The sequence below is a fragment of the Streptomyces sp. NPDC059816 genome (genome assembly GCF_042732055.1).
Taxonomy (GTDB): Bacteria; Actinomycetota; Actinomycetes; order Streptomycetales; family Streptomycetaceae; genus Streptomyces.
In genome coordinates this window covers 112,655-132,601 of record NZ_JBHWIQ010000016.1, presented here as the reverse complement: position 1 = coordinate 132,601, position 19,947 = coordinate 112,655, and the positions used below count along the sequence as shown (strand labels likewise).

General features: G+C 71.8%; 19 protein-coding genes. 5 read left to right on the top strand and 14 right to left on the bottom strand.

Annotated features, from left to right (window positions below; translation table 11 throughout):
• The first annotated feature begins 47 nt into the window (after nucleotides 1-47).
• From ACFV88_RS21845 to ACFV88_RS21835, 3 genes are all read left to right on the top strand, one after another.
• Nucleotides 48-1,289 (top strand): SAV2148 family HEPN domain-containing protein, encoded by a 1,242-nt coding sequence (locus tag ACFV88_RS21845; RefSeq protein ID WP_385493446.1) that lies wholly within the window; start codon nucleotides 48-50, stop codon nucleotides 1,287-1,289.
• 90 nt (nucleotides 1,290-1,379) lie between these two features.
• Nucleotides 1,380-2,111, top strand: a complete 732-nt coding sequence (locus ACFV88_RS21840; protein ID WP_385493374.1) for a 3'-5' exonuclease — start codon at nucleotides 1,380-1,382, stop codon at nucleotides 2,109-2,111.
• A 314-nt stretch (nucleotides 2,112-2,425) separates the two neighbouring features.
• A complete protein-coding gene (locus ACFV88_RS21835; protein WP_385493373.1) occupies nucleotides 2,426-3,565 on the top strand; it encodes a methyltransferase in 1,140 nt (379 codons plus the stop codon).
• A 45-nt stretch (nucleotides 3,566-3,610) separates the two neighbouring features.
• On the opposite strand, the gene ACFV88_RS21830 is transcribed toward ACFV88_RS21835, so the two are convergent.
• On the bottom strand, nucleotides 3,611-4,489 hold the full coding sequence (locus ACFV88_RS21830; protein WP_385493372.1) for a phosphotransferase enzyme family protein: 879 nt from the start codon (nucleotides 4,487-4,489) through the stop codon (nucleotides 3,611-3,613).
• 206 nt (nucleotides 4,490-4,695) lie between these two features.
• On the opposite strand from ACFV88_RS21830, the gene mgt reads away from it, so the two are divergent.
• Nucleotides 4,696-5,907, top strand: coding sequence for a macrolide-inactivating glycosyltransferase (gene mgt / locus ACFV88_RS21825; RefSeq protein WP_385493371.1), 1,212 nt, complete (start codon nucleotides 4,696-4,698; stop codon nucleotides 5,905-5,907).
• 102 nt (nucleotides 5,908-6,009) lie between these two features.
• Here the strand turns inward: mgt and ACFV88_RS21820 are convergent, their stop codons facing one another.
• Complete coding sequence (locus tag ACFV88_RS21820; protein ID WP_385493369.1) at nucleotides 6,010-8,301, bottom strand: MMPL family transporter; 2,292 nt, start codon at nucleotides 8,299-8,301, stop codon at nucleotides 6,010-6,012.
• 291 nt (nucleotides 8,302-8,592) lie between these two features.
• Here ACFV88_RS21820 and ACFV88_RS21815 point away from each other — a divergent pair, with 291 nt between their 5' ends.
• Nucleotides 8,593-9,165: a DUF1697 domain-containing protein gene (locus ACFV88_RS21815; RefSeq protein WP_385493368.1), complete on the top strand. Its 573-nt coding sequence runs from the start codon at nucleotides 8,593-8,595 to the stop codon at nucleotides 9,163-9,165.
• 35 nt (nucleotides 9,166-9,200) lie between these two features.
• On the opposite strand, the gene ACFV88_RS21810 is transcribed toward ACFV88_RS21815, so the two are convergent.
• The 12 genes from ACFV88_RS21810 to ACFV88_RS21755 all read right to left on the bottom strand — a co-directional run bounded on the left by ACFV88_RS21810 (nucleotide 9,201) and on the right by ACFV88_RS21755 (nucleotide 19,846).
• Nucleotides 9,201-10,103 carry a transglutaminase-like domain-containing protein gene (locus tag ACFV88_RS21810; RefSeq protein WP_385493366.1) on the bottom strand — a complete coding sequence of 301 codons (903 nt, stop codon included), beginning with the start codon at nucleotides 10,101-10,103 and terminating at the stop codon, nucleotides 9,201-9,203.
• A gap of 142 nt (nucleotides 10,104-10,245) precedes the next feature.
• Complete coding sequence (locus tag ACFV88_RS21805; protein WP_385493364.1) at nucleotides 10,246-11,025, bottom strand: sirohydrochlorin chelatase; 780 nt, start codon at nucleotides 11,023-11,025, stop codon at nucleotides 10,246-10,248.
• A gap of 4 nt (nucleotides 11,026-11,029) precedes the next feature.
• Entirely contained in the window at nucleotides 11,030-12,043 is a 1,014-nt protein-coding gene (locus ACFV88_RS21800; RefSeq protein ID WP_385493363.1) for an ABC transporter permease, read from the bottom strand.
• Entirely contained in the window at nucleotides 12,030-12,818 is a 789-nt protein-coding gene (locus ACFV88_RS21795) for an ABC transporter ATP-binding protein (protein ID WP_385493361.1), read from the bottom strand. Before ACFV88_RS21795 ends, ACFV88_RS21800 begins: the two co-directional genes overlap by 14 nt.
• Before the next feature lie 29 nt (nucleotides 12,819-12,847).
• Entirely contained in the window at nucleotides 12,848-13,969 is a 1,122-nt protein-coding gene (locus ACFV88_RS21790) for an aliphatic sulfonate ABC transporter substrate-binding protein (RefSeq protein WP_385493360.1), read from the bottom strand.
• Nucleotides 13,970-14,095: 126 nt separating this feature from the next.
• On the bottom strand, nucleotides 14,096-14,233 hold the full coding sequence (locus ACFV88_RS21785) for a hypothetical protein (protein ID WP_385493452.1): 138 nt from the start codon (nucleotides 14,231-14,233) through the stop codon (nucleotides 14,096-14,098).
• Between the two features lie 20 nt (nucleotides 14,234-14,253).
• On the bottom strand, nucleotides 14,254-15,627 hold the full coding sequence (locus ACFV88_RS21780; protein ID WP_385493359.1) for a sulfate adenylyltransferase subunit 1: 1,374 nt from the start codon (nucleotides 15,625-15,627) through the stop codon (nucleotides 14,254-14,256).
• 2 nt (nucleotides 15,628-15,629) lie between these two features.
• The gene (cysD, locus tag ACFV88_RS21775; protein WP_385493358.1) at nucleotides 15,630-16,607 is read right to left on the bottom strand and encodes a sulfate adenylyltransferase subunit CysD; all 978 of its coding nucleotides are present in this window, start codon (nucleotides 16,605-16,607) and stop codon (nucleotides 15,630-15,632) included.
• Nucleotides 16,604-17,212: an adenylyl-sulfate kinase gene (gene cysC / locus ACFV88_RS21770; RefSeq protein ID WP_385493357.1), complete on the bottom strand. Its 609-nt coding sequence runs from the start codon at nucleotides 17,210-17,212 to the stop codon at nucleotides 16,604-16,606. Before cysC ends, cysD begins: the two co-directional genes overlap by 4 nt.
• Entirely contained in the window at nucleotides 17,209-17,964 is a 756-nt protein-coding gene (locus ACFV88_RS21765) for a phosphoadenylyl-sulfate reductase (RefSeq protein ID WP_385493356.1), read from the bottom strand. The genes cysC and ACFV88_RS21765 overlap by 4 nt, the downstream gene beginning before the upstream one ends.
• Nucleotides 17,961-18,140, bottom strand: coding sequence for a hypothetical protein (locus ACFV88_RS21760; protein WP_385493355.1), 180 nt, complete (start codon nucleotides 18,138-18,140; stop codon nucleotides 17,961-17,963). Before ACFV88_RS21760 ends, ACFV88_RS21765 begins: the two co-directional genes overlap by 4 nt.
• The gene (locus ACFV88_RS21755; RefSeq protein WP_385493354.1) at nucleotides 18,137-19,846 is read right to left on the bottom strand and encodes a nitrite/sulfite reductase; all 1,710 of its coding nucleotides are present in this window, start codon (nucleotides 19,844-19,846) and stop codon (nucleotides 18,137-18,139) included. Before ACFV88_RS21755 ends, ACFV88_RS21760 begins: the two co-directional genes overlap by 4 nt.
• Nucleotides 19,847-19,947 lie beyond the last annotated feature (101 nt).

Genomic DNA, 19,947 nt, shown 5'->3' with positions numbered 1-19,947 from the left:
ATCGTTGACCAGGGGGGTCACAAGGGGTGCGGAAGGCGGTGCGGCAGGTGAGCTCGGGCGGGCGGGAGCTGCCTCCTGGTGACGGCGGTCCACAGGAGGGCTCCGCAGAGGTCCCACCCGGAGCGGTGTCCCTGGCCCGTCCGATGGAGACGGGATCACAGATCGGACCCGAACTGGACTGGGGCGCCGAGCAGTGGAGCGAGGTCCGCACCCGCGCCCAGCGCGCGGGGCGGGCCTACATCTGGTTGAACCTGGTGGAACAGCGGCTGCGCGCGGTCGTGGCCGCCGTGCTGCGCCCCGTCTACGAGCCCGTGCACGGTGACGACTGGGTCGTCGCCGCCGCCGGGCCCGCCGGCCAGGAGTGGGTGCAGCGCGCCGTCGCCGTACGGGAGGTCAGCCGTCGCAAGGGCTATCTGCTGGACCCCGCCGACGACAATGTGCTGAGCTTTCTTACGCTTCCGCAGCTACGCGAGCTGATGGTCCAGCACTGGCCCTGCTTCGAGCCGTACTTCGACGACCGCCGCGACGTCGAACTCGCCCTCGACGAGCTGGAGGTCACCCGCAACGTGGTCTCCCGCAACCGGGCCCTGTCGGAGGCGGTCCTCGCACAGGCCGAGCGCGCCTCGTCGCGCCTCCTGGAGATGCTCGGCGCGGGCGCCGACACACCCTCCCGCCACCGGCTGCCGGTGGACGCCGTCGAGGACCTCGTCGGCGACCGCTACGCGGACGTGGTCGCGGTCCACTCGGACCGGGTGCGCCTGCTGCGCCGGTTCCCTGCCGAGGACATCTTCGGCGGCGCCCGCCGCCTGGACGCGATAGGCATCGGGCTCAACCTGCTGGTGCAGAACTTCTCCGGACGGCGGCTGGTGCGGCTCGCCGAGTCGGGGTGTCGGGTGCGGCTGCTCTTCCTGAGCCCCGCCTCCAGCGCCATCAAGCGCCGCGAACGGGAGCTGGGACTCAAGCGGGGCGAGCTCAGCCGCTCCGTGGAGATGAACATCCTGCACATGCGACGGGTGCGCTCCCGGCTGCGGGACCCGGGGGCCTTCGAGATCCAGGTCTTCGACGAGACCCCGCGGTTCACCTCCTACCTGGTGAACGGTGACGGCGCGGACGGCGTCGGGGTCGTGCAGAGCTATCTGCGGCGGGCCCGCGGCATGGAGGCCCCGGTACTCGTCCTCCGGGGCGGCGGTCGCCTGCTGAAGCCGGACGAATCGGATGAAGGCTCCCTGTTCGAGACGTACCGCGAGGAGTTCGACCTGGCGTGGACCGACTCCCGGCCGGTCTCCTGACTGTCGGGACCTCGACCTGGGCACCTGGTTGTCAGTGGCCCGTGCAAAGGTGAGGCCACTGGGGGAAAGCACCACGAAGGAGGGGGTCCCATGAGCTGGCACCAAGGGCTGCTGATCGGCTTCGACCTGGAGACGACCGGGACGGACCCGCGCACCTCGCGCATCGTCACGGCGGCGGTCATCGAGGTGAAGGAGGGCCGGGTACTCGGACGGCGCGAGTGGTTGGCCGATCCCGGCGTACCGATACCGGCGGAAGCCGTCGCCGTGCACGGGATAACCGAGGAGCGGGCGGCGACCGAGGGCCGGCCCGCCGACCAGGTCGCCGACGCCATCGCCGACGTCCTCGTCGGGTACTGGCGGACGGGCGTGCCGGTCGTCGCCTACAACGCCGCGTTCGACCTCACCCTGCTCTCCGCCGAACTGCACCGGTACGGCCTGCCCTCCCTGCGCAGCAGGCTCGGCGACCGCGATCCCGCCCCGGTGATCGACCCGTACGCCATCGACCGGACCGTCGACCGCTACCGCCGGGGCAAGCGGAACCTGGAGGCCGTCTGCGCCGAGTACGGCGTCGCGCTCGACACGGCCCACGAGGCCGGCGCCGACGCCCTGGCCGCCGCCCGGCTGGCCCGGGCGATCGCGGTCCGGCACCCCAAGGTCGCGGAGCTGGCCCCGGCGGAACTGCACGGCCGACAGATCCAGTGGTACGCGGAATGGGCCGCCGACTTCCAGGGCTTCCTCCGGCGCAAGGGCGACGCAGCGGCGTTCGTCGATCCGACCTGGCCGCTACGGGACCTCGTCGACGAGGCACCCGGCGTCGTCTAGACGCGCGGCGCCCACCGGCGCACCGCAAGCGGCTGCGGAAGGCGCCGACGGGCCGCGGGCCGGGGCGGTTTGCCCGCGCCGGAGCCCGTGTGCCAGGCTCGTTCCCCTCCTCCAACGAAGACGAAAGGGCTCACCGTGACGCTCGGCATGGTCCTCGGCGATCGCACCCCCCGCGCCTCGACGCGGGAGCGGTAGCCCCACCAGCCCTGACGGCCCGACCCGCGCGATGGCGCGGGCCGTGGCCCGTGCATGCTCCCGCTCCTCGTCGAAGCGCTCTTCGTGCCCCCGCACGTTTCGATCACGAGGAGTTCGTGGTGTCCACGATCCACTGGACCGAGCCCGGCGCGCCCGCACCCCGCAGCGCCCCCTGGCATTCCGAGAGCGCCGCCCCGCCACCGCGTCGCGTCATCGCCGTCGACGACCGGCTGACGGCCGCCACCGCACACCGGCTGGCCTGCGAGGGGACCGCCCTGCTGTGGCGGGGTGACTACCCCCAGGCGCAGCAGCTCCTGCGGGCGATGACCCGCCGGGTCGACCGCAAGCCTCCCCGACCGGGCGACGGCCCGGCCCAGTCCTTCCACCAGTACCGCCGGTTCCGCACCCACCGCGCCCGGGTACGGGGCAGCCTGCTCGTCCTCCTGGAGGGCGCACACGGACTCCGACTGCCCAGGGCTCCCGATGTGCGCCGGGCGTGCACCGAGGCGTACGGCCGGCGGTCCGAGCCGATGGCGGTCTCCCTCACCGAACTGCTGGGGGTGATCGGAGCGCACCAGTGGCGCACCGAGGGCGTGTGGGTGCCGGCGCTGGGTGCGCGCATCCATCCGCACTACGGCGTCTTCTCCCCGGTCCGGGGCGAGTACGTCGACCTGGTCGCCCGTGCCCCGCTCCCCCCGCGGGCGGGCCACGGCACGGACCGCCGGACCGCCTTCGACCTCGGTACCGGAACGGGCGTGCTCGCCGCCGTCCTCGCCGGCCGGGGCGTCGACCGCGTCGTGGCCACCGACGCCAGCCCGCGCGCCCTGGACTGCGCCCGCGAGAACCTGCGCCGACTGCACCCCGCCGGACACGTCGACGTCAGGGGCCCCGCCCTCTTCCCCGACGGCCGCGCGGACCTCGTCGTCTGCAACCCGCCCTGGGTTCCGGCCCGGCCCACCTCGGCGCTGGAGCAGGGCGTCTACGATCCCGGCGGCCGGATGCTCCGCGACTTCCTGTACTGGCTGCCCGCGCATCTGAGGCCGGGCGGCGAGGGCTGGTTGGTCCTGTCGGACCTGGCCGAACACCTGGGGCTGCGCACGCGCGGCGCGTTACGGGCCGAGGTGGCGGCAGCGGGCCTGCGCGTGGTGGCCAGGCTCGACACCGGGCCGCGGCATCCACGGGCCCGGGACACCGCCGATCCGCTGCACGCCGCTCGTGCGGCGGAGGTCACCTCGCTGTGGCGCCTGGCACCGGCCTGACGTCCAGCGCCGGGCCGTCACCGACCCGCCGGGCCGGACGGCCCGTCAGAACGGGTGCCAGCGGACCGTCGCGTCGCCGTCCCGGAGCGAGGCCACCCGACGACGGAACTCCACGAGCGCCTTCGGGTTGCCCGGGGCGTGTTGCGCCACCCAGGCGCAGCTCGCGGTCTCCCGGGCGCCCCGGAGGACCGCGCAGCCGTCCCAGGACCGCACGTCCCAGCCGTACGCGTCGGTGAAGGCGGCGTACGCGTCCGCGGACAGCCCGTACCGGTCGTGGGACAGCGCCATGACGACCAGGTCGTGTTCGCGCAGGTCGTAGGAGAAGGTCTCCAGATCGACCAGCACCGGACCGTCGGGTCCGACGTGGACGTTGCGGGGGAGGGCGTCGCCGTGGATCGGACCGGGTTCGAGTCGGGGGGTGAGGGCCGCGGCGGCGGAGGCGAAGCCGTCGCGACGCTCCCGGAGGAAGGCGGCGTCGGCGGGGTCGATCGCGGCACCGGCGAGCCGTAGCCAACGCTCCACCCCGCCGAGGAGGTCGCGCCCGGGCAGCGGTACGTCCGGCGCGGGAAGGGCGTGCACCTCGCGCAGCAGGACCGCCAGGTCCTCGCCGCGCGCCGGACGGACCGCCGTCGGCAGCCGGTGCCACACCGTCACCGGGTGGCCCTCCACCAACCGGGCGTCCGCCTGCGCGGCGCGGACCGCGGGAACGCCCGCCGCGGCCAGCCAGGCGGCGACGTCCAACTCCCGCCGGGCCCGCTCCAGCAGCTGAGGGCCGCGGCCGACCTTCACGACCAGGTCGCCCACCGCGAACACGGCGTTCTCCCCGAGGGCCAGCAGTTCCGCGTCCGCGCCCGCCAGGGCGTTCGTTCCCGCGAACGGCAGCCGTGCAGCGTCCAGGACCTCGCGCGCCCGTGCCTCGTCCATCCCCAGCCTTCCGCCGATCCCACCGCACACCTCGGGTCCGCCCGCCGTCCTGGTGGGGGTCCCGTCGCGCGTCAGTGTCGCATCCTGCCCGGTCAGGCGGACGCACGGGCCCGGCGCAGGGGCGAGAGGCGGTGGCGGGCCCGTGGGTGAGGGGCGGACCGGGAATCTAATTGCACGAGACGTATCGTCTCGTCTATGGTGACGCCATGACCACCCCCCGCCGTGCCCACATCGCCATGTTCTCCATCGCCGCCCACGGCCATGTGAACCCGAGTCTCGAAGTGATCAGGGAGTTGGTGGCCCGCGGTCACCGGGTCACCTACGCCATCCCGCCGGCCTTCGCGGACAAGGTCGCCGAGACCGGCGCGGAGCCCAAGCTCTGGACCTCGACCCTGCCCACCGACGACGATCCGGACGGCTGGGGCACCGAGCTGATCGACAACATCGCACCGTTCTTCGAGGACGCCCGCCAGGCACTGCCCCAACTCCTCGCGGCCTACCGGGGGGACGAGCCGGACCTCGTGCTCCAGGACATCACCTCGTACCCGGCCCGGGTCCTCGCCCACCGCTGGAACGTCCCCCTCGTCCAACTCTCCCCGGGCATCGTGGCCTGGGAGGGGTACGAGGAGGAGGTGGCCCGCCCCATGGTCGAACCGCTGAAGCAGACCCCGCGGGGCAGGGCGTACTACGAGGCGTTCGGCGACTGGCTCGCGGAGAACGGCATCGACCTGTCGGTGGAGGACTTCGGCGGGCGACCCGACCGCTGTCTCGTCCTCATCCCGCGTGCGCTCCAGCCGAACGCGGACCGGGTCGACACGTCCCGGTACGACTTCGTCGGCGCCTGCCAGGGCGAGCGCAGCGAGGCCGGAGCGTGGCAGCGCCCGGCCGGTGCCCAGAAGGTGGTGCTGGTGTCGCTCGGGTCGACCTTCACCAAACAGCCCGACTTCTACCGGGAGTGCGTGAAGGCGTTCGGGGACCTGCCCGGTTGGCATCTGGTCCTCCAGATCGGCAGGTTCGTGACGCCGGAGGAACTCGGCGAGCTCCCCGCCAACGTGGAGGTCCACTCCTGGGTGCCGCAACTCGCGGTCCTGCGGCAGGCGGACGCCTTCGTCACCCATGCGGGAGCCGGCGGCAGCCAGGAGGGCCTGGCAACCGCGACCCCGATGGTCGCCGTCCCGCAGGCCGTCGACCAGTTCGGCAACGCCGACGTGCTCCAGGGCCTCGGGGTGGCCCGGCACCTCCCCACGGCCCGGGCCACGGCCGACGCCCTGCGGTCCGCCGTGCTCGACCTGGTGGGCGACCCGGAGGTGGCGCGACGCCTCGCCGAGATCCGGCGGAGCATGACCGCCGAGGGCGGGACGCGCCGCGCGGCCGACCTGATCGAGGCGGAACTGCCCGGCGCCGTGCGCCCGGGCTGACCCCGCCCGAACACGACGGGTGCGGGACAGGCCCCGTGCCCTGTCCCGCACCGCCGCTCACCCGGTCCCGGTCCCGTCAGCCGGCTCCTGGACCGGTATCCGCTAGACCGGTATCCGCACCCCTTCGTCGGTGGCCCCGGCCGTGGTGGGCCGGGCCGCCGAGGGGGCCGCGATCGGCTCCGGCGTCTCGTCGTGCGTCAGATCGGGCAGCCAGCGCAACCACTTCGGGAAGTACCAGTTGGCCTCCCCCAGCAGGGCCATCACGGCGGGCAGCAGCACACCCCGGATGATGGTCGCGTCGATCAGCACGGCCGCCGCGAGACCCACGCCCATCTGCTTCATCGACTGCATCGACAGCGTGCCGAAGATGGCGAACACCGCGACCATGATGACCGCCGCACTGGTCACCACACCGGCCGTGGTGACCACCCCGTGGGTGATGGCGTCCCGGGTGGCGTCACCGCGGGTCTTCGCCTCGCGGATCCGGGAGACCACGAACACGTGGTAGTCCATCGACAGCCCGAACAGGATCACGAAGAGGAACAGCGGCAGCCAGGTGACGATCGCGCCGACGCCCTGAGCGCCCACCAGGGAGGCGCCCCAGCCGTGCTGGAAGACGGCGACCAGGATGCCGTACGCCGCGCCCACCGACAGCAGGTTGAGGACGATCGAGGTGACGGCGATGGTCAGCGAACGGAAGCACAGCAGCATCAACAGGAAGGCGAAGACCACCACGAATGCGAAGACCGGGGCGACGGAACCCGTCATCTGGTCGTTGAAGTCCTTGGACCCGGCGACCTGGCCCGTCACCGGCGCTTCGACCCCGTCGACCGCACCGAGCGTGGCGGGCCGCACCTCGTCCCGGATGACGGCGAGGCTCTTCTCGGCCCGGTCCTGGTCGGAGCCGCCGACCAGCGGCACCGAGACCACGGCCACGTTCTCCTCGGCGTGGACCTTGATGTCGACCGGGCCGCGCGAGGCACCGGAACTCACGGCGCGCTTCTGGAAGTCGGCCAGGGCCGCCTTCACCTCGGGGGCGTCGACGTCCTTCGCCCGGACGATCACCTGGGCCGGGTCGGAACCGCCGGGGAACGCCTCGTTCAGCCGGTCGTAGGTGGCGACGATCGGCACGGAGTCGCCGAACTCCTGGTCCAGGGTGAGTTCCTGGGTGCGCATGCCCAGCGCCGGTGCGGCGACGGCGAGCAGTGCCCCGCCCGCCAGCACCAGGGACAGCCCGGGCTTGGCCAGGACGACCTTCAGGACCGCCTTCCAGAACCGGGACTCGGCGTCCGCACCGGACCGCCCCGTCCGCTTGCGACGCTTGTCGGGGTGGAGGAAGGGGATGCGGCCCGTCTCGACCCGCTGGCCGAGCAGGGACAGCAGTGCGGGCAGCACGGTCACGGAGCCGACCATCGCGACCGCGACGACCATGAGCGAGGCGAGCCCCATCGCCTGGAAGTCCGCAAGCCCGGTGAACATCATGCCGGCCATGGCCACGCACACCGTCACACCGGAGACGATCACGGCCCGGCCGCTGGTCGCCGCGGCGATCTGTAGCGCCGTCGCGGCGTCCCGCCCGGCGGCCCGCTCCTCGCGCTCCCGCCGCAGGTAGAACAGGCAGTAGTCGACGCCGACCGCCAGGCCGACCAGCAGCATCACCGAGTTGGCGGTGTCGCTCATCGGCTGGAGATGGCTGGCGACACCCATCAGCCCCATGGTCGCCATGATGGCGGTGATGGCGAGCGCGACCGGCAGCAGCGCGGCGACCAGCGCGCCGAACGCGATGAGCAGGATGCCCAGGGCCACCGGCACGGCCGAGTACTCGGCCTGCTTGAAGTCGTCTCCGAAGGCGTCGTCGAACGTCTTCTTCATGCTGGCGCCGCCGATCTCCTCGATCCGCAGCGCGTCGTGGTCCTTCTGCACCTCGGCCACGGCCTTGAGGACCGGTTCGACCCGCTCGCCGGCCGTCTCGCCATCCCCGCGCATGTCGAACTGGACGAGTGCGGTGCGACCGTCCTTGGAGATGCTCTGCGTGTCGTAGGGCGAGGTCACCTCGGTGACCTCGCCGGTCGCCTGGACGGCCGCCATCACCTGGGCCACCGCGGCGCGGAACCCCTCGTCGGTGGCCTTGCCGCCGGGCGCCTTGGCCTGGACGAGCACCGACTCGCTGGCCGGCTCCTCGATGCCCGCGTCCTCGATGATGCGGGCGGCCTGACTGGTCTCGCCCTTCAGCTGGTCGCTGGACGACACCTCGACCCGGCCCGCCGCGGACCCGGCCGCCATGGACAGGACCACGAACAGCACCCAGATGCCGACGGCCGCCCATCTGTGCCGGGCGCTCCATCCGCCGGCCCGTGCGGCGAATCCCCGCACGCGTACGTCTCTGTGTCCCATGTCGGGATGTGCCCCCTCGTCCGCGGCGGGGCCGTGCGCCGCCGCCTCCCACGAAGTTATGGCGCGGACAGGGGGGTTGACGTCGTACTACCCGGTGAACGGCGGGGCCCCGATGTCCTCCCAGCGGCCGGGGCGCCGTCACCACGACGGAGGACGGCCGACCCCGAGCTTCCTCAGGGGCAGGGCGGAACCGACTCGGGGGTGCATCGACGCCCCAACCTGCCCGGGCCGTGCCCCGTTTGGCCCGCGGCGACCCTGAGAGCGGCCCCCAAGCCCCCTAGGGTGACCCGTATGACGACGTATGCGGCTCTCCTACGGGGAATCAACGTGGGAGGTCACCGGAAGGTTCCCATGGCCGAGTTGCGCCGGCTCATCGAAGGGCTCGGCCACGGGGACGTGCGCACCCACCTCCAGAGCGGCAACGCGGTGTTCTCCGTGGCCGGGCGGAACGCCGCCGGGGTCACCACGGAGTCCCGCACCGACGCTCTGGCCGCCTCACTCGGCCGGGCCGTCGAGGAGCACTTCGGGTTCACCGTGCCGGTCCTGGTCCGGGACCACTCCTACCTCAGGGCCGTGGTCGAGGACTGCCCCTTCCCGACGGCCGGGCTGGAAGGTCGCCAACTGCACGTCACCTACCTCTCGGAGCCGGTCGAGGCGGCCCGGTTCGCCGCACTGGACCGGTCGACGTTCCTCCCGGACGAGTTCCGCATCGGGGACCGGGCGCTGTACCTGTACGTCCCCGACGGCCTCGGTCGCTCCCGGCTCGCCGAGGCGCTCGGCCGGCCCGCACTGTGGCGGGACACCGTGGCCACCAGCCGCAACTGGAACACCGTGATCCGCCTCGTGGAGATGACCCGTGGCTGACTGGCTGGCTGACGAAACCGCCGGGGCGGCCCCGCTCAGTCGGCGATCGGCAGGGTCACCCGCCGCACGCCCGTGAACGTGGTGAACGACAGGATCTCCGCGGGCACCCTCAGCCGGGGGTGCGCGTACAGCCGCCGCAGCAGCGGGAGGTCGTCCGCCGCGGTCGCCGCGGCCACCCGGTCCAGGAGTTCCCGGTCGGCGGCCGTGAACGCGGGGTCCTCGTCCCCCTCCACCGCGGCGATGCCCCAGCCGTCCCACGGCAGCGCCTCCACGCCGTTCAGCGCGGCGAGGTCCCGTACGGTGTCCGCGGCGACGAACCACAGACCCGAGACCCCCTCGATGCTGCTCACCCCGAAGGAAGTCGGGTCGGCGCGACCCTCGCGGCAGGCCCGCCACGCGTCGGCGCCCACCAGGAACCGGTCGCGGGGGACGTCCGCGGGGGAGAACGACACGTCGTAGCGGCCGTCCGCCAACTGGGCGTCCGTCAGTCGCCAGGTTCCGTCGGGCAGTCGGTACTCGGTGACCCAGTGGTCGTCGTGGTAGCCGTTCAGGAAGTAGGTCGCGAAGCCGCAGCGCACCCGCGCCGGGGTGCCGGTGGCGCGCAGCAGCGCACAGTGCAGGACCGCGAAGTCGCGACAGGTCCCCAGGACCCTTTCGGCGTAGGGGCGTTCCTCGGTGAGGGGCGCGGGGGAGCGTTCCCGCAACAGGCGCAGGATCACCGAGACGTAGCGTGACTGGGGGTCCTCGTGGAGCCGTTCGAGGGGGATCGCGTAGTCGCGGGCCGCTGCCTCCGCGATGTGGATGAGCACCCCGCGCACCAGCCCCGCCAGTTCCCAGGGGTCCCGGGGCAGGGCCCGCACATCGAGGATGCCGCCCTCGCCCAGGGGGCCGGGGTCGGTGTAGGGCGTCTGCGAAAGGAAACTGGTGTTCGAATTCATGGGGGTCAGCGTCTGATTCTTCCCCGACCGGTGTCAAGGACCACCGCACGCCCCCGAGGGGGAACGGCTGATGGCCGCGCACCCGGGCGGGGTGCGCGGCCATCAGCGTGGAGCGTCGATCTGACGGGATGCATGCGTACCGTCAGGCCCCGAGTGACACCCGTCCCTCCACGGCGGCCGTCCCGGAGCGGTGCCCGCCCGGGGCGCGCACCGCGGCGTCGTACCGCTGGAGCAGTACCCGGGCCACCTCCGGCGCCGGGCCCAGTACCGCGGCGAGCACCTCGGCGCCCGCCTCGGCCGCACCCCGGGCGATCCGGTCCGGCAGCAGGCCGGGGGCCAGGACGTAGGGGGCCACCGCGATCCGGTGGACCCCCTCCGCCCGGAGCGCCCGCACCGCGTCCGCGGTGCGGGGAAGGGACGCGGAGGCGAACGCGGGCCGCACGGCGCACCAACCGGTGTGCCGCCACTCCCGCGCGATTTCTGCGATCACCGCGATCGCCTCCGGATCTGTGGAGCCCGCCGACGCGAGGACGACCCCGGTCGTGGGCTTGTCGCCGGGCGTGAGCCCGGCTTCGTACAACCGTCTCTCCAGCGCGGCCGTGAGCAGGGGGGACGGCCCCAGCACCGCGGCCTGCCGCACCCGCATCCCCGCCGGTGCCTCCCGCAGGACCGCGGGAATGTCCGCCTTGGCGTGGAACGCCCGGGTCAGCAGGAGCGGTTGCGCGATGACCTCGCTGACCCCCCGGGCGGCCAACGACTCCAGGACCGACGGCACCGAAGGCACGTTGAAGTCCAGGAAGCCGGTCTCCACCCGCAGGCCGGGCCGTAGCGCCCGGACCCGCTCCACCAGGGCGTGGACGGTCGCCGCATGACGCGGATCGCGGCTGCCGTGGGCGATGACGAGGAGGACGGGTTCGGTCATGTGATCAGCTCTTCACCAGCAGACCGCGGCTGCGCAGCACCCACCGCTCCAGCGGACTGAAGATCAGCAGGTCGATCGCGATGCCGACGACGAGGATCATGATGATGGCGAGGAACACCATCGACATGCTGCTCGCGTTGCGGCCGTTCTCGAGGAGTTGGCCCAGGCCGACGCCCAACTCGGGCGAGGACGCGATGATCTCCGCGGCCATGAGCGAACGCCAGGAGAACGCCCACCCCTGCTTGAGTCCGGCCAGATAGCCCGGCAGGGCCGCCGGCATGACGATGTGCCAGGTGTGGCGCAGCCCCGTGGCGCCCAGGGTGCGTCCCGCCCGCAGGAACAGCGGGGGCACCTGGTCGACGCCGGAGACCAGCCCGTTGGCGATCGAGGGGACCGCACCGAGCAGGATGACCGCGAACATCATCTGGTCGTTGAGGCCGAGCCAGATCACCGCGGGCGGCACCCAGGCCACCGACGGCAGCGACTGGAGACCCGACAGGATCGGCCCGATCGCCGCCCGGACGAACTTCACCCGGGCGACCAGCAACCCGAGCGGGGTGCCGATCGCGAGCGCCAGCAGGAAGCCCAGCAGACCCCGCGAAACGCTGGTCCAGATGTATTCGAGCAGGACCCCCCGCTCCCAGGCGGTGACGACCTCGTCCCAGACCTCGGACGGGGCGGGGAGCTTGTAGCTGTCGGTGACTTCGGCCCAGACCAGGACCTGCCACACCACCAGCACCAGCGCCACCGCGATCACCGGCGGCAGCACCTTGCGCAGCAGGGTCTCGCGGAGCGGGGTGCGGCTGGTCTGGACGGAGTCCAGTGCGTCGAGTCCCGCCTCCACACCTGCGAGGTCGTGCAGGTCCGGGGTCTTCTCTGCGCGGCCCCCGGCGGCCGGTGCGGACGCCTTGCCCTCCTTGGTGACCGAGGCGGTGCCGGAACGCCCGCCGGGTGCGGACGCGCCGTCCTTCCCGGAGCCCGTACCGTCCTGGTCGGCCGTCGTGTCAGTGCTGGCCATGGCGGCGGATCTCCCCACGCAGTTTTTCGGTGATCTCGACGGACAGTTCCGCGACGGCACTGTCCTCGATGCGGCGCGGCTGCGGGATGTCGACCTGCCATGTGTGCGCCACCCGGCCCGGTCGGGAGGACAGCAGTACCACCCGCTCGGCCAACCGCACCGCCTCGCGGACGTTGTGCGTGACGAACAGCACCGACACCTTGGTCTCGCGCCAGATCCGGGTCAGCTCATCGTGCAGCACGTCCCGGGTGATCGCGTCGAGCGCGGCGAACGGCTCGTCCATCAGCAGTAGTTGACTGTCCTGCGCCAGTGCGCGGGCCATCGCGACCCGCTGCCGCATGCCACCGGACAGCTCGTGCACGCGCTTGCCGTAGGAGCCCTTCAGCCGGACCAGCTCCAGCAGCTCCTCCGCCCGGTCGCGGCGGTTGGTCTTCGCCACGCCCCGCAGTTTCAGGGCGAGTTCGATGTTCTTGCCCGCGGTGAGCCACGGGAACAGGGCGTGCTCCTGGAACATCAGGGCGGGCCGCCCTTCGGTGCTGATCGTGCCGCCGGTGGGCTTGTCCAGCCCGGCGACCAGGTTCAGCAGGGTGGACTTGCCGCATCCCGAGGCCCCCAGGAGGGTGACGAACTCGCCCGGCGCGACATCGAGGGTGATGTCGTCCAGGACGAGCTGTGGCCCGGCGGGACCGGCGAAGGACTTGGAAACATGCTCGATCCGCGCCGCGGGAGCGGTCGTCTGGGTACCGTCGGCGGCCTTGGCGAACGTCGTGGCCATGGTCGTCACCTCCTGGGGTCGGGAATCCGCTACTTGACGCCGAGTCCGGCGTCGTCGACCTCGGGCTGACCCTCGGCCGACAGGACCTTGTTCAGCGTCGTGAGGTCGTAGATCCCCTGGAGGTTCGGCTTCTCCAGCAGACCGGCCTTCACCGCGTACTCCGCCCCGGTCTTCAGCGTCGACGCCAGCGGGTCGTTGGTGAACTCGATCGACGGCCAGGCCTTGTCGAGGACGTCCGTGGGCAGCGGCTTGCCGGACAGGGCCTTCAGCTTGTCGTTGGCGGCCTTCTTGGCCTCCTCCGGGTTCGCCTTGATCCACGCGTTGGTCTTGACGGTGCCGCGCAGTACGGCCTCCACCACGTCCGGGTGCTTGTCGAGGAACTTCTGCGACACGATGACGTGAGTGATCACGAACTTCTTGTCCGGCCAGAGGTCCGCCTCGTTGAGGAGGACCTTGCCGCCGAGGGCCACCAGCCTGGACGCGGTGGGCTCCGGCACCCAGGCGCCGTCTATGGAACCCGCCTTGTAGGCGTCCGGCGTGATCTTGTTGTCGGTGCGGACGACGTTCACGTCGCCCTTGCCGCTCTGGGCGTCGACCTTCCAGCCCCGCTCGGCGGCCCAGTTGAGGAGCGCCACGTCCTGGGTGTTGCCGAACTGGGGCGTCGCGATCTTCTTGCCCTTGACGTCGTCCAGCTTCTTGATCTTGTCCGGGTTGACGACGAGCTTCACGCCGCCGGACGCCGATCCGCCGATGATCCGCAGGTTGGAGCCCTTGGACTTCACGTAACCGTTGATCGCCGGGTTGGGGCCGATCCAACCGATGTCGATCGAACCGGAGTTCAACGCCTCGATCTCCGAGGGACCCGCGTTGAACTGGGCGTACGAGGCTCTGGTGCCCCCCAGTTCTTTCTGGAACAGACCGCGGTGGTCACCGATGAGCGCGGTGGCGTGGGTGAGGTTCGGGAAGTAGCCGATCTTCACGGTGTCGGCGGACAGCTTCTTCGCGTTGGCGGCGGGGGCGGCCTTGTCGTCCTTGTCGTCGTCCGACTTGGACCCGTAGCCGCAGGCGGTCGCGCTGACCGCGAGGAGCGGGAGGGCGACGGCGGCGGCCAGACCGCGTCGCAAGCTGGTGGATCGAAGCGTGGCAGGCACGGGAGGTGGTCCTCTCGTTGGCCCGGCGTTCACGTACTCAGGTCGTGGCCGGGAAGTCGGCAGGCTTACGTAAAGCTCGGTACAGCAGGTGGGGGGTGAGGGCGCGCAAGCGGTGCGCGTACGTCTTCACACACATCGCCCGACACCTCCCTGCCCACTGCCGAGCGCGCCGCTGCCGACGCGGCCGCCCTCCTTGGCGAACGTCGAGAAGACATCAGCGCCGACGCCGACGCCGGTTGCCCGTTCGTCCATCAGGCCGGTCACCTCCCCCTGTGTACTCATGCCTAGAAGTCCCACCCGTCCTCGGTGCCGTCCCCACGGCCACCGTCCCCTGCGGCGCCGCCCCCGGCGCGGTTCGTGGCGAACGACTCGCCCGCCATGGCGGCGGCCAGGGTGGTGCCGTCCGCCGGGTCGATCAGCAGGAACGAACCGGTACGCCGGGATTCCGCGTACGCGTCCACCGCCAGCGGCTCGGCGGTGCGGACCTTCACCCGGCCGATGTCGTTGGCGACCAGCTGCCCCGGCTCGCGGTGCTGGGAGAGGTCGTCCAGGGTGAGCCGGGACGGTATCTCCTTGACGATCGCCTTGACGGTGCGGGTGGTGTGCTTCAGCAGCACCCGCTGACCCACGACCAACGGCGTGTCGGCCACGTGGCACACCGTCGCCTCGATGTCCTGCGTGGTGGCCGGTGCGTCGAGGGTCGGCACGATCAGGTCGCCGCGCGAGACGTCGACGTCGTCGGCCAGCAGCAGCGTCACGGACTGCGGGGTCCATGCCACGTCCACCTGCTGGCCGAGCAGGTCGATCCCGGCGATCGTCGTGGTGCGGCCCGAGGGCAGCACGGTGACCTGCTCGCCCACCCGGAACGTCCCGGCGGCGATCTGCCCCGCGTAGCCGCGGTAGTCGGGCAGTTCGGCGGTCTGCGGCCGGATCACGTACTGCACCGGCAGCCGGGCGTGGCACTCCGCGAGGTCATGGCTGACCGGCACGGTCTCCAGGTGCTCCAGGACGGTGGGGCCGCCGTACCAGTCCATGTTCGCCGACGGGTCCACGACGTTGTCCCCGGTCAGGGCCGAGATCGGGATGGCCGTCACCTCGGGGACGCCCAACTCGGTCGCGTAGGCGGTGAACTCCTCGGCGATGTCCGCGAACACCGGCTCCGCGAACTCCACCAGGTCCATCTTGTTCACCGCGAGCACCACGTGCGGGACCCGCAGCAGGGCGGCGATGGCCGCGTGCCGGCGGGTCTGCTCGACCACGCCGTTGCGGGCGTCCACCAGGATCACCGTCAGCTCGGCGGTGGACGCCCCGGTGACCATGTTCCGGGTGTACTGCACATGGCCCGGCGTGTCGGCCAGGATGAACCGGCGGCGCGGGGTCGCGAAGTAGCGGTACGCCACGTCGATGGTGATGCCCTGCTCCCGCTCGGCGCGCAGGCCGTCGGTGAGCAGCGCCAGGTCGGGGGTCGTCTGACCGCGGTTGCGGGAGGCGTGCTCGACGGCCTCCAACTGGTCGACGAGCACCGACTTGGAGTCGTGCAGCAGCCGCCCCACCAGGGTGGACTTGCCGTCGTCCACCGAACCGGCGGTCGCGAAGCGCAGCAGGGTGGTCGCCGAGAGGCCGGCGAGTTCCCCGGCCGTCGCAGTGCTGTTGGTCATGGCTAGAAGTACCCCTCGCGCTTGCGGTCTTCCATCGCGGCCTCGGACAGCTTGTCGTCGGCGCGGGTGGCGCCCCGCTCGGTGAGCCGGGACGCGGCGATCTCCGCGATGACGGCGTCCAGGGTGGTCGCGTCCGAGTCGACGGCTCCGGTGCAGGACATGTCCCCGACGGTGCGGTAGCGCACCAGTCGCTTCTCGACCGGCTCGCCGTCCTTGGCGCCGCCCCAGTCACCGGCGGTCAGCCACATGCCCGAGCGCATGAACACCTCGCGCTCGTGCGCGAAGTAGATCTCCGGCAGCTCGATGGACTCCCGGGCGATGTACTGCCACACGTCCAGCTCGGTCCAGTTGGACAGCGGGAACACCCGGACGTGCTCACCGGGTGCGTGCCGGCCGTTGTAGAGCTGCCACAGTTCGGGCCGCTGGCGGCGGGGGTCCCACTGGGAGAACTCGTCGCGCAGCGAGAACACCCGCTCCTTGGCCCGTGCCTTCTCCTCGTCGCGGCGCCCGCCGCCGAACACGGCGTCGAACCGCTGCTGCTGGATCGCCTCGGTGAGCGGGACGGTCTGGAGGGGGTTGCGGGTGCCGTCGGGCCGCTCCCGCAGTGCGCCGCGGTCGATGTACTCCTGCACGGAGGCGACGAGCAGCCGCAGCCCGTGGCGGGCCACCGTCCGGTCGCGGTAGTCGAGGACCTCGGGGAAGTTGTGCCCGGTGTCGACGTGCAGCAGCGTGAACGGCACGGGCGCCGGCGCGAACGCCTTCAGCGCCAGGTGCAGCATGACGATGGAGTCCTTGCCGCCGGAGAACAGGATCACCGGTCGCTCGAACTCGCCCGCCACCTCGCGGAAGATGTGGACGGCCTCGGACTCCAGCGCGTCGAGGTGCGAGAGCGTGTAGGGGCTCTCCTGGCCGGCCGGTCCGCGTCCCGTGCGGACGTCGTCGCCGTGGCCGTCGCGGGCCGTGGCCGCGGTCGCCGTCATAGGAGGCCCCTCTCGGTGAGCAGTGCGTGCAGCGCGGTCGCGGACTCCTGGACGGTCTGGTCCTGGGACTCGATCCGCAGGTCCGGCGCCTCGGGCTGCTCGTACGGGTCATCGACCCCGGTGAGGCCGGATATCTCGCCCGCCGCCTGCTTGGCGTACAGGCCCTTCACGTCCCGGACCGCGCACACGTCCACCGGCGTGGCGACGTGCACCTCGACGTAGGGGGTGCCGGCCTTGTCGTGCCGTTCCCACACCGCCGTACGGCTGTCGGCGTAGGGCGCGATCACCGGAACGAGGACGAGGACGCCGTTGCGGGCGAGGAGTTCGGCGACGAAGCCGATGCGCTGCACGTTGGTGTGCCGGTCCGCACGGTCGAAGCCGAGACCCGCGGAGAGGAACTCGCGGATCTCGTCGCCGTCGAGGACCTCGACCCGGTGGCCGTCGGCGCGCAGCCGTCCGGCCAGCTCGTACGCGATGGTCGTCTTGCCCGCGCTGGGCAGACCCGTGAGCCAGATGGTGGCTCCGCTCACGTGTTTCTCCTCGGCATGCTCGGTCTCCTGGTGTGGGGGACGGGGGGCGGTGCCCCCCGGACGGGCGGCGGTCATCCGTGCAGACCGCACTCGGTCTTGCCCCGGCCGGCCCAGCGTCCGGCGCGGGCGTCCTCGCCTTCGAGGACCTGCCGGGTGCACGGTGCGCAACCCACGGAGGCGTAGCCGTCCATGAGCAGGGGGTTGGTCAGCACACCGTACTCGGCGACGTAACGGTCCACGTCGTCCTGCGTCCAGCGGGCGATGGGGGAGACCTTCACCTTGCGGCGCTTGGCGTCCCAGCCGACGACCGGGGTGCCGGCCCGGGTGGGCGACTCGTCGCGGCGCAGGCCCGTCGCCCACGCCTCGTAGCCGGTGAGGCTGTCCTGGAGGGGCTGGACCTTGCGCAGCGCGCAGCACAGGTCGGGGTCGCGGTCGTGGAGCCGGGGCCCGTACTCGGCGTCCTGCTCCGCCACGGTCTGACGCGGGGTCAGGGTGATGACGTTGACGTCCATCACGGCCTCCACGGCGTCCCGGGTGCCGATGGTCTCCGGGAAGTGGTAGCCGGTGTCCAGGAAGACCACGTCCACGCCGGGCAGGGCGCGGGACGCCAGATGGGCCACGACGGCGTCCTCCATGGAGGAGGTGACGCAGAAGCGGGGGCCGAAGGTGGTGGCGGCCCAGGTGACGACGGCGAGCGCGGAGGCGTCCTCCAGCTCGCGTCCGGCCCGCTCGGCGAGGGCCTTCAGCTCGGCGGCGCGCTCATCGGTGGTGTCGGCCGGGCGGCGGCCGTCCGTGTCGTGCGGTGCGGTGGTTCCCGTGGCGGTCATATCGAGTCCCCTCCGGTGTCCTGTCGGCGGAGCCCACGGGCGAGCAGCCCGAGGAACTTCAGCTGAAAGGCTCGGTTGCACGCCGCGCATTCCCAGGCGCCGTGGCCCTGTTCGTTCGGGCGGAGGTCCTCGTCGCCGCAGTAGGGGCAGTGGAAGGGGGCGGCGCGCTCGCTCATGACAGCGCCTCTTCCGAGGCACGGGTGACCCAGGTGGCGAAGCGCTCGCCGTCCTCGCGTTCGGCCTCGAAACGACGGACGACCCGCTCCACGTAGTCGGGGAGCTCGTGCGAAGTCACCTTCAGACCGCGCACCTTGCGGCCGAAACCGGCCTCCAGGCCGAGCGCGCCGCCGAGGTGCACCTGGTAGCCCTCGACCTGGTTGCCGTCGTCGTCCAGCACCAGCTGGCCCTTGAGGCCGATGTCCGCCACCTGGATGCGGGCGCAGGCGTTGGGGCAGCCGTTGACGTTGATGGTGATCGGCTCTTCGAACTCCGGGAGCCTGCGCTCCAGTTCGTCGATGAGCGTGGCGGCGCGCGCCTTGGTCTCGACGATCGCGAGCTTGCAGTACTCGATACCGGTGCAGGCCATGGTGCCGCGCCGGAACGGGGAGGGCGTGACGCGCAGGTCCAGCGCCTCCAGGGCGGCCACCGCGGAGTCGACCCGGTCCTCGGTGATGTCGAGGACCAGCATCTTCTGTTCGGCGGTGGTCCGCAGCCGCCCGCTGCCGTGCTCCTCGGCGATCTGCGCGACCTTGGTGAGGATGGTGCCGTCGACCCGGCCGACGCGGGGGGCGAACCCGATGTAGTAGCGGCCGTCCTTCTGGCGGTGCACGCCCACGTGGTCGCGCCAGCGGTGCACGGGCTGCTCGGGCGCCGGGCCGTCGTTCAGCTTGCGCAGCAGGTACTCGTCCTCCAGGACCTGGCGGAACTTCTCCGGTCCCCAGTCGGCCACCAGGAACTTCAGCCGGGCGCGGTTGCGCAGCCGGCGGAAACCGTAGTCACGGAAGATGCCGATGACGCCCTCGTAGACGTCCGGCACGTCCTCCAAGGACACCCACGTGCCCAGACGGACACCGAGCTTGGGGTTGGTGGACAGGCCGCCGCCCACCCAGACGTCGAAGCCGGGGCCGAGTTCGGGGTGGTGCACGCCGACGAAGGCGATGTCGTTGATCTCGTGCGCCACGTCGAGCAACGGGGAGCCGGAGACGGCGGACTTGAACTTCCGCGGCAGGTTGGAGTAGTCCCGGTTGCCCACGATCCGGCGGTAGATCTCGTCGATGGCCGGGGTGCCGTCGATGATCTCGTCCTCGGCGATGCCGGCGACCGGGGAGCCGAGGATCACCCGGGGGGTGTCGCCGCAGGCCTCGGTGCTGGACAGGCCGACGGCCTCCAGCCGGCGCCAGATCTCGGGCACGTCCTCGATGCGGATCCAGTGGTACTGGATGTTCTGCCGGTCGGTGATGTCGGCCGTGCCGCGTGCGAACTCCTGCGAGATCTCGGCTATCACGCGCAGCTGTTCGGTGGTGAGGCGACCGCCGTCGATGCGGACGCGCATCATGAAGTACTTGTCGTCCAGCTCCTCCGGCTCCAGGATCGCGGTCTTGCCGCCGTCGATCCCGGGCTTGCGCTGGGTGTACAGACCCCACCAACGCATCCGGCCGCGCAGGTCGTTCGGGTCGATGGAGTCGAAACCCTGCCGGGAGTAGATCGTCTCAATACGTGTCCGTACGTTGAGACCGTCGTCGTCCTTCTTGAACTGCTCGTTGCCGTTCAGGGGGGTGAAGTGGCCCTTGGCCCACTGGCCTTCGCCACGGTGACGGGTCACCCTACGGCGGGCCGCGGCTGCGGCGGGCTTCTGCGGCGGCGTCGAGGCCGAGGAGACCATGGGAATACGTCCTTCGGACAGGCAGGAAAGCGGCTCTTACCTGCGCATACGGGAACAGCGCGGAGGGTGCGGGACATCCGCGCGCGGCACTGCGCAGTGAA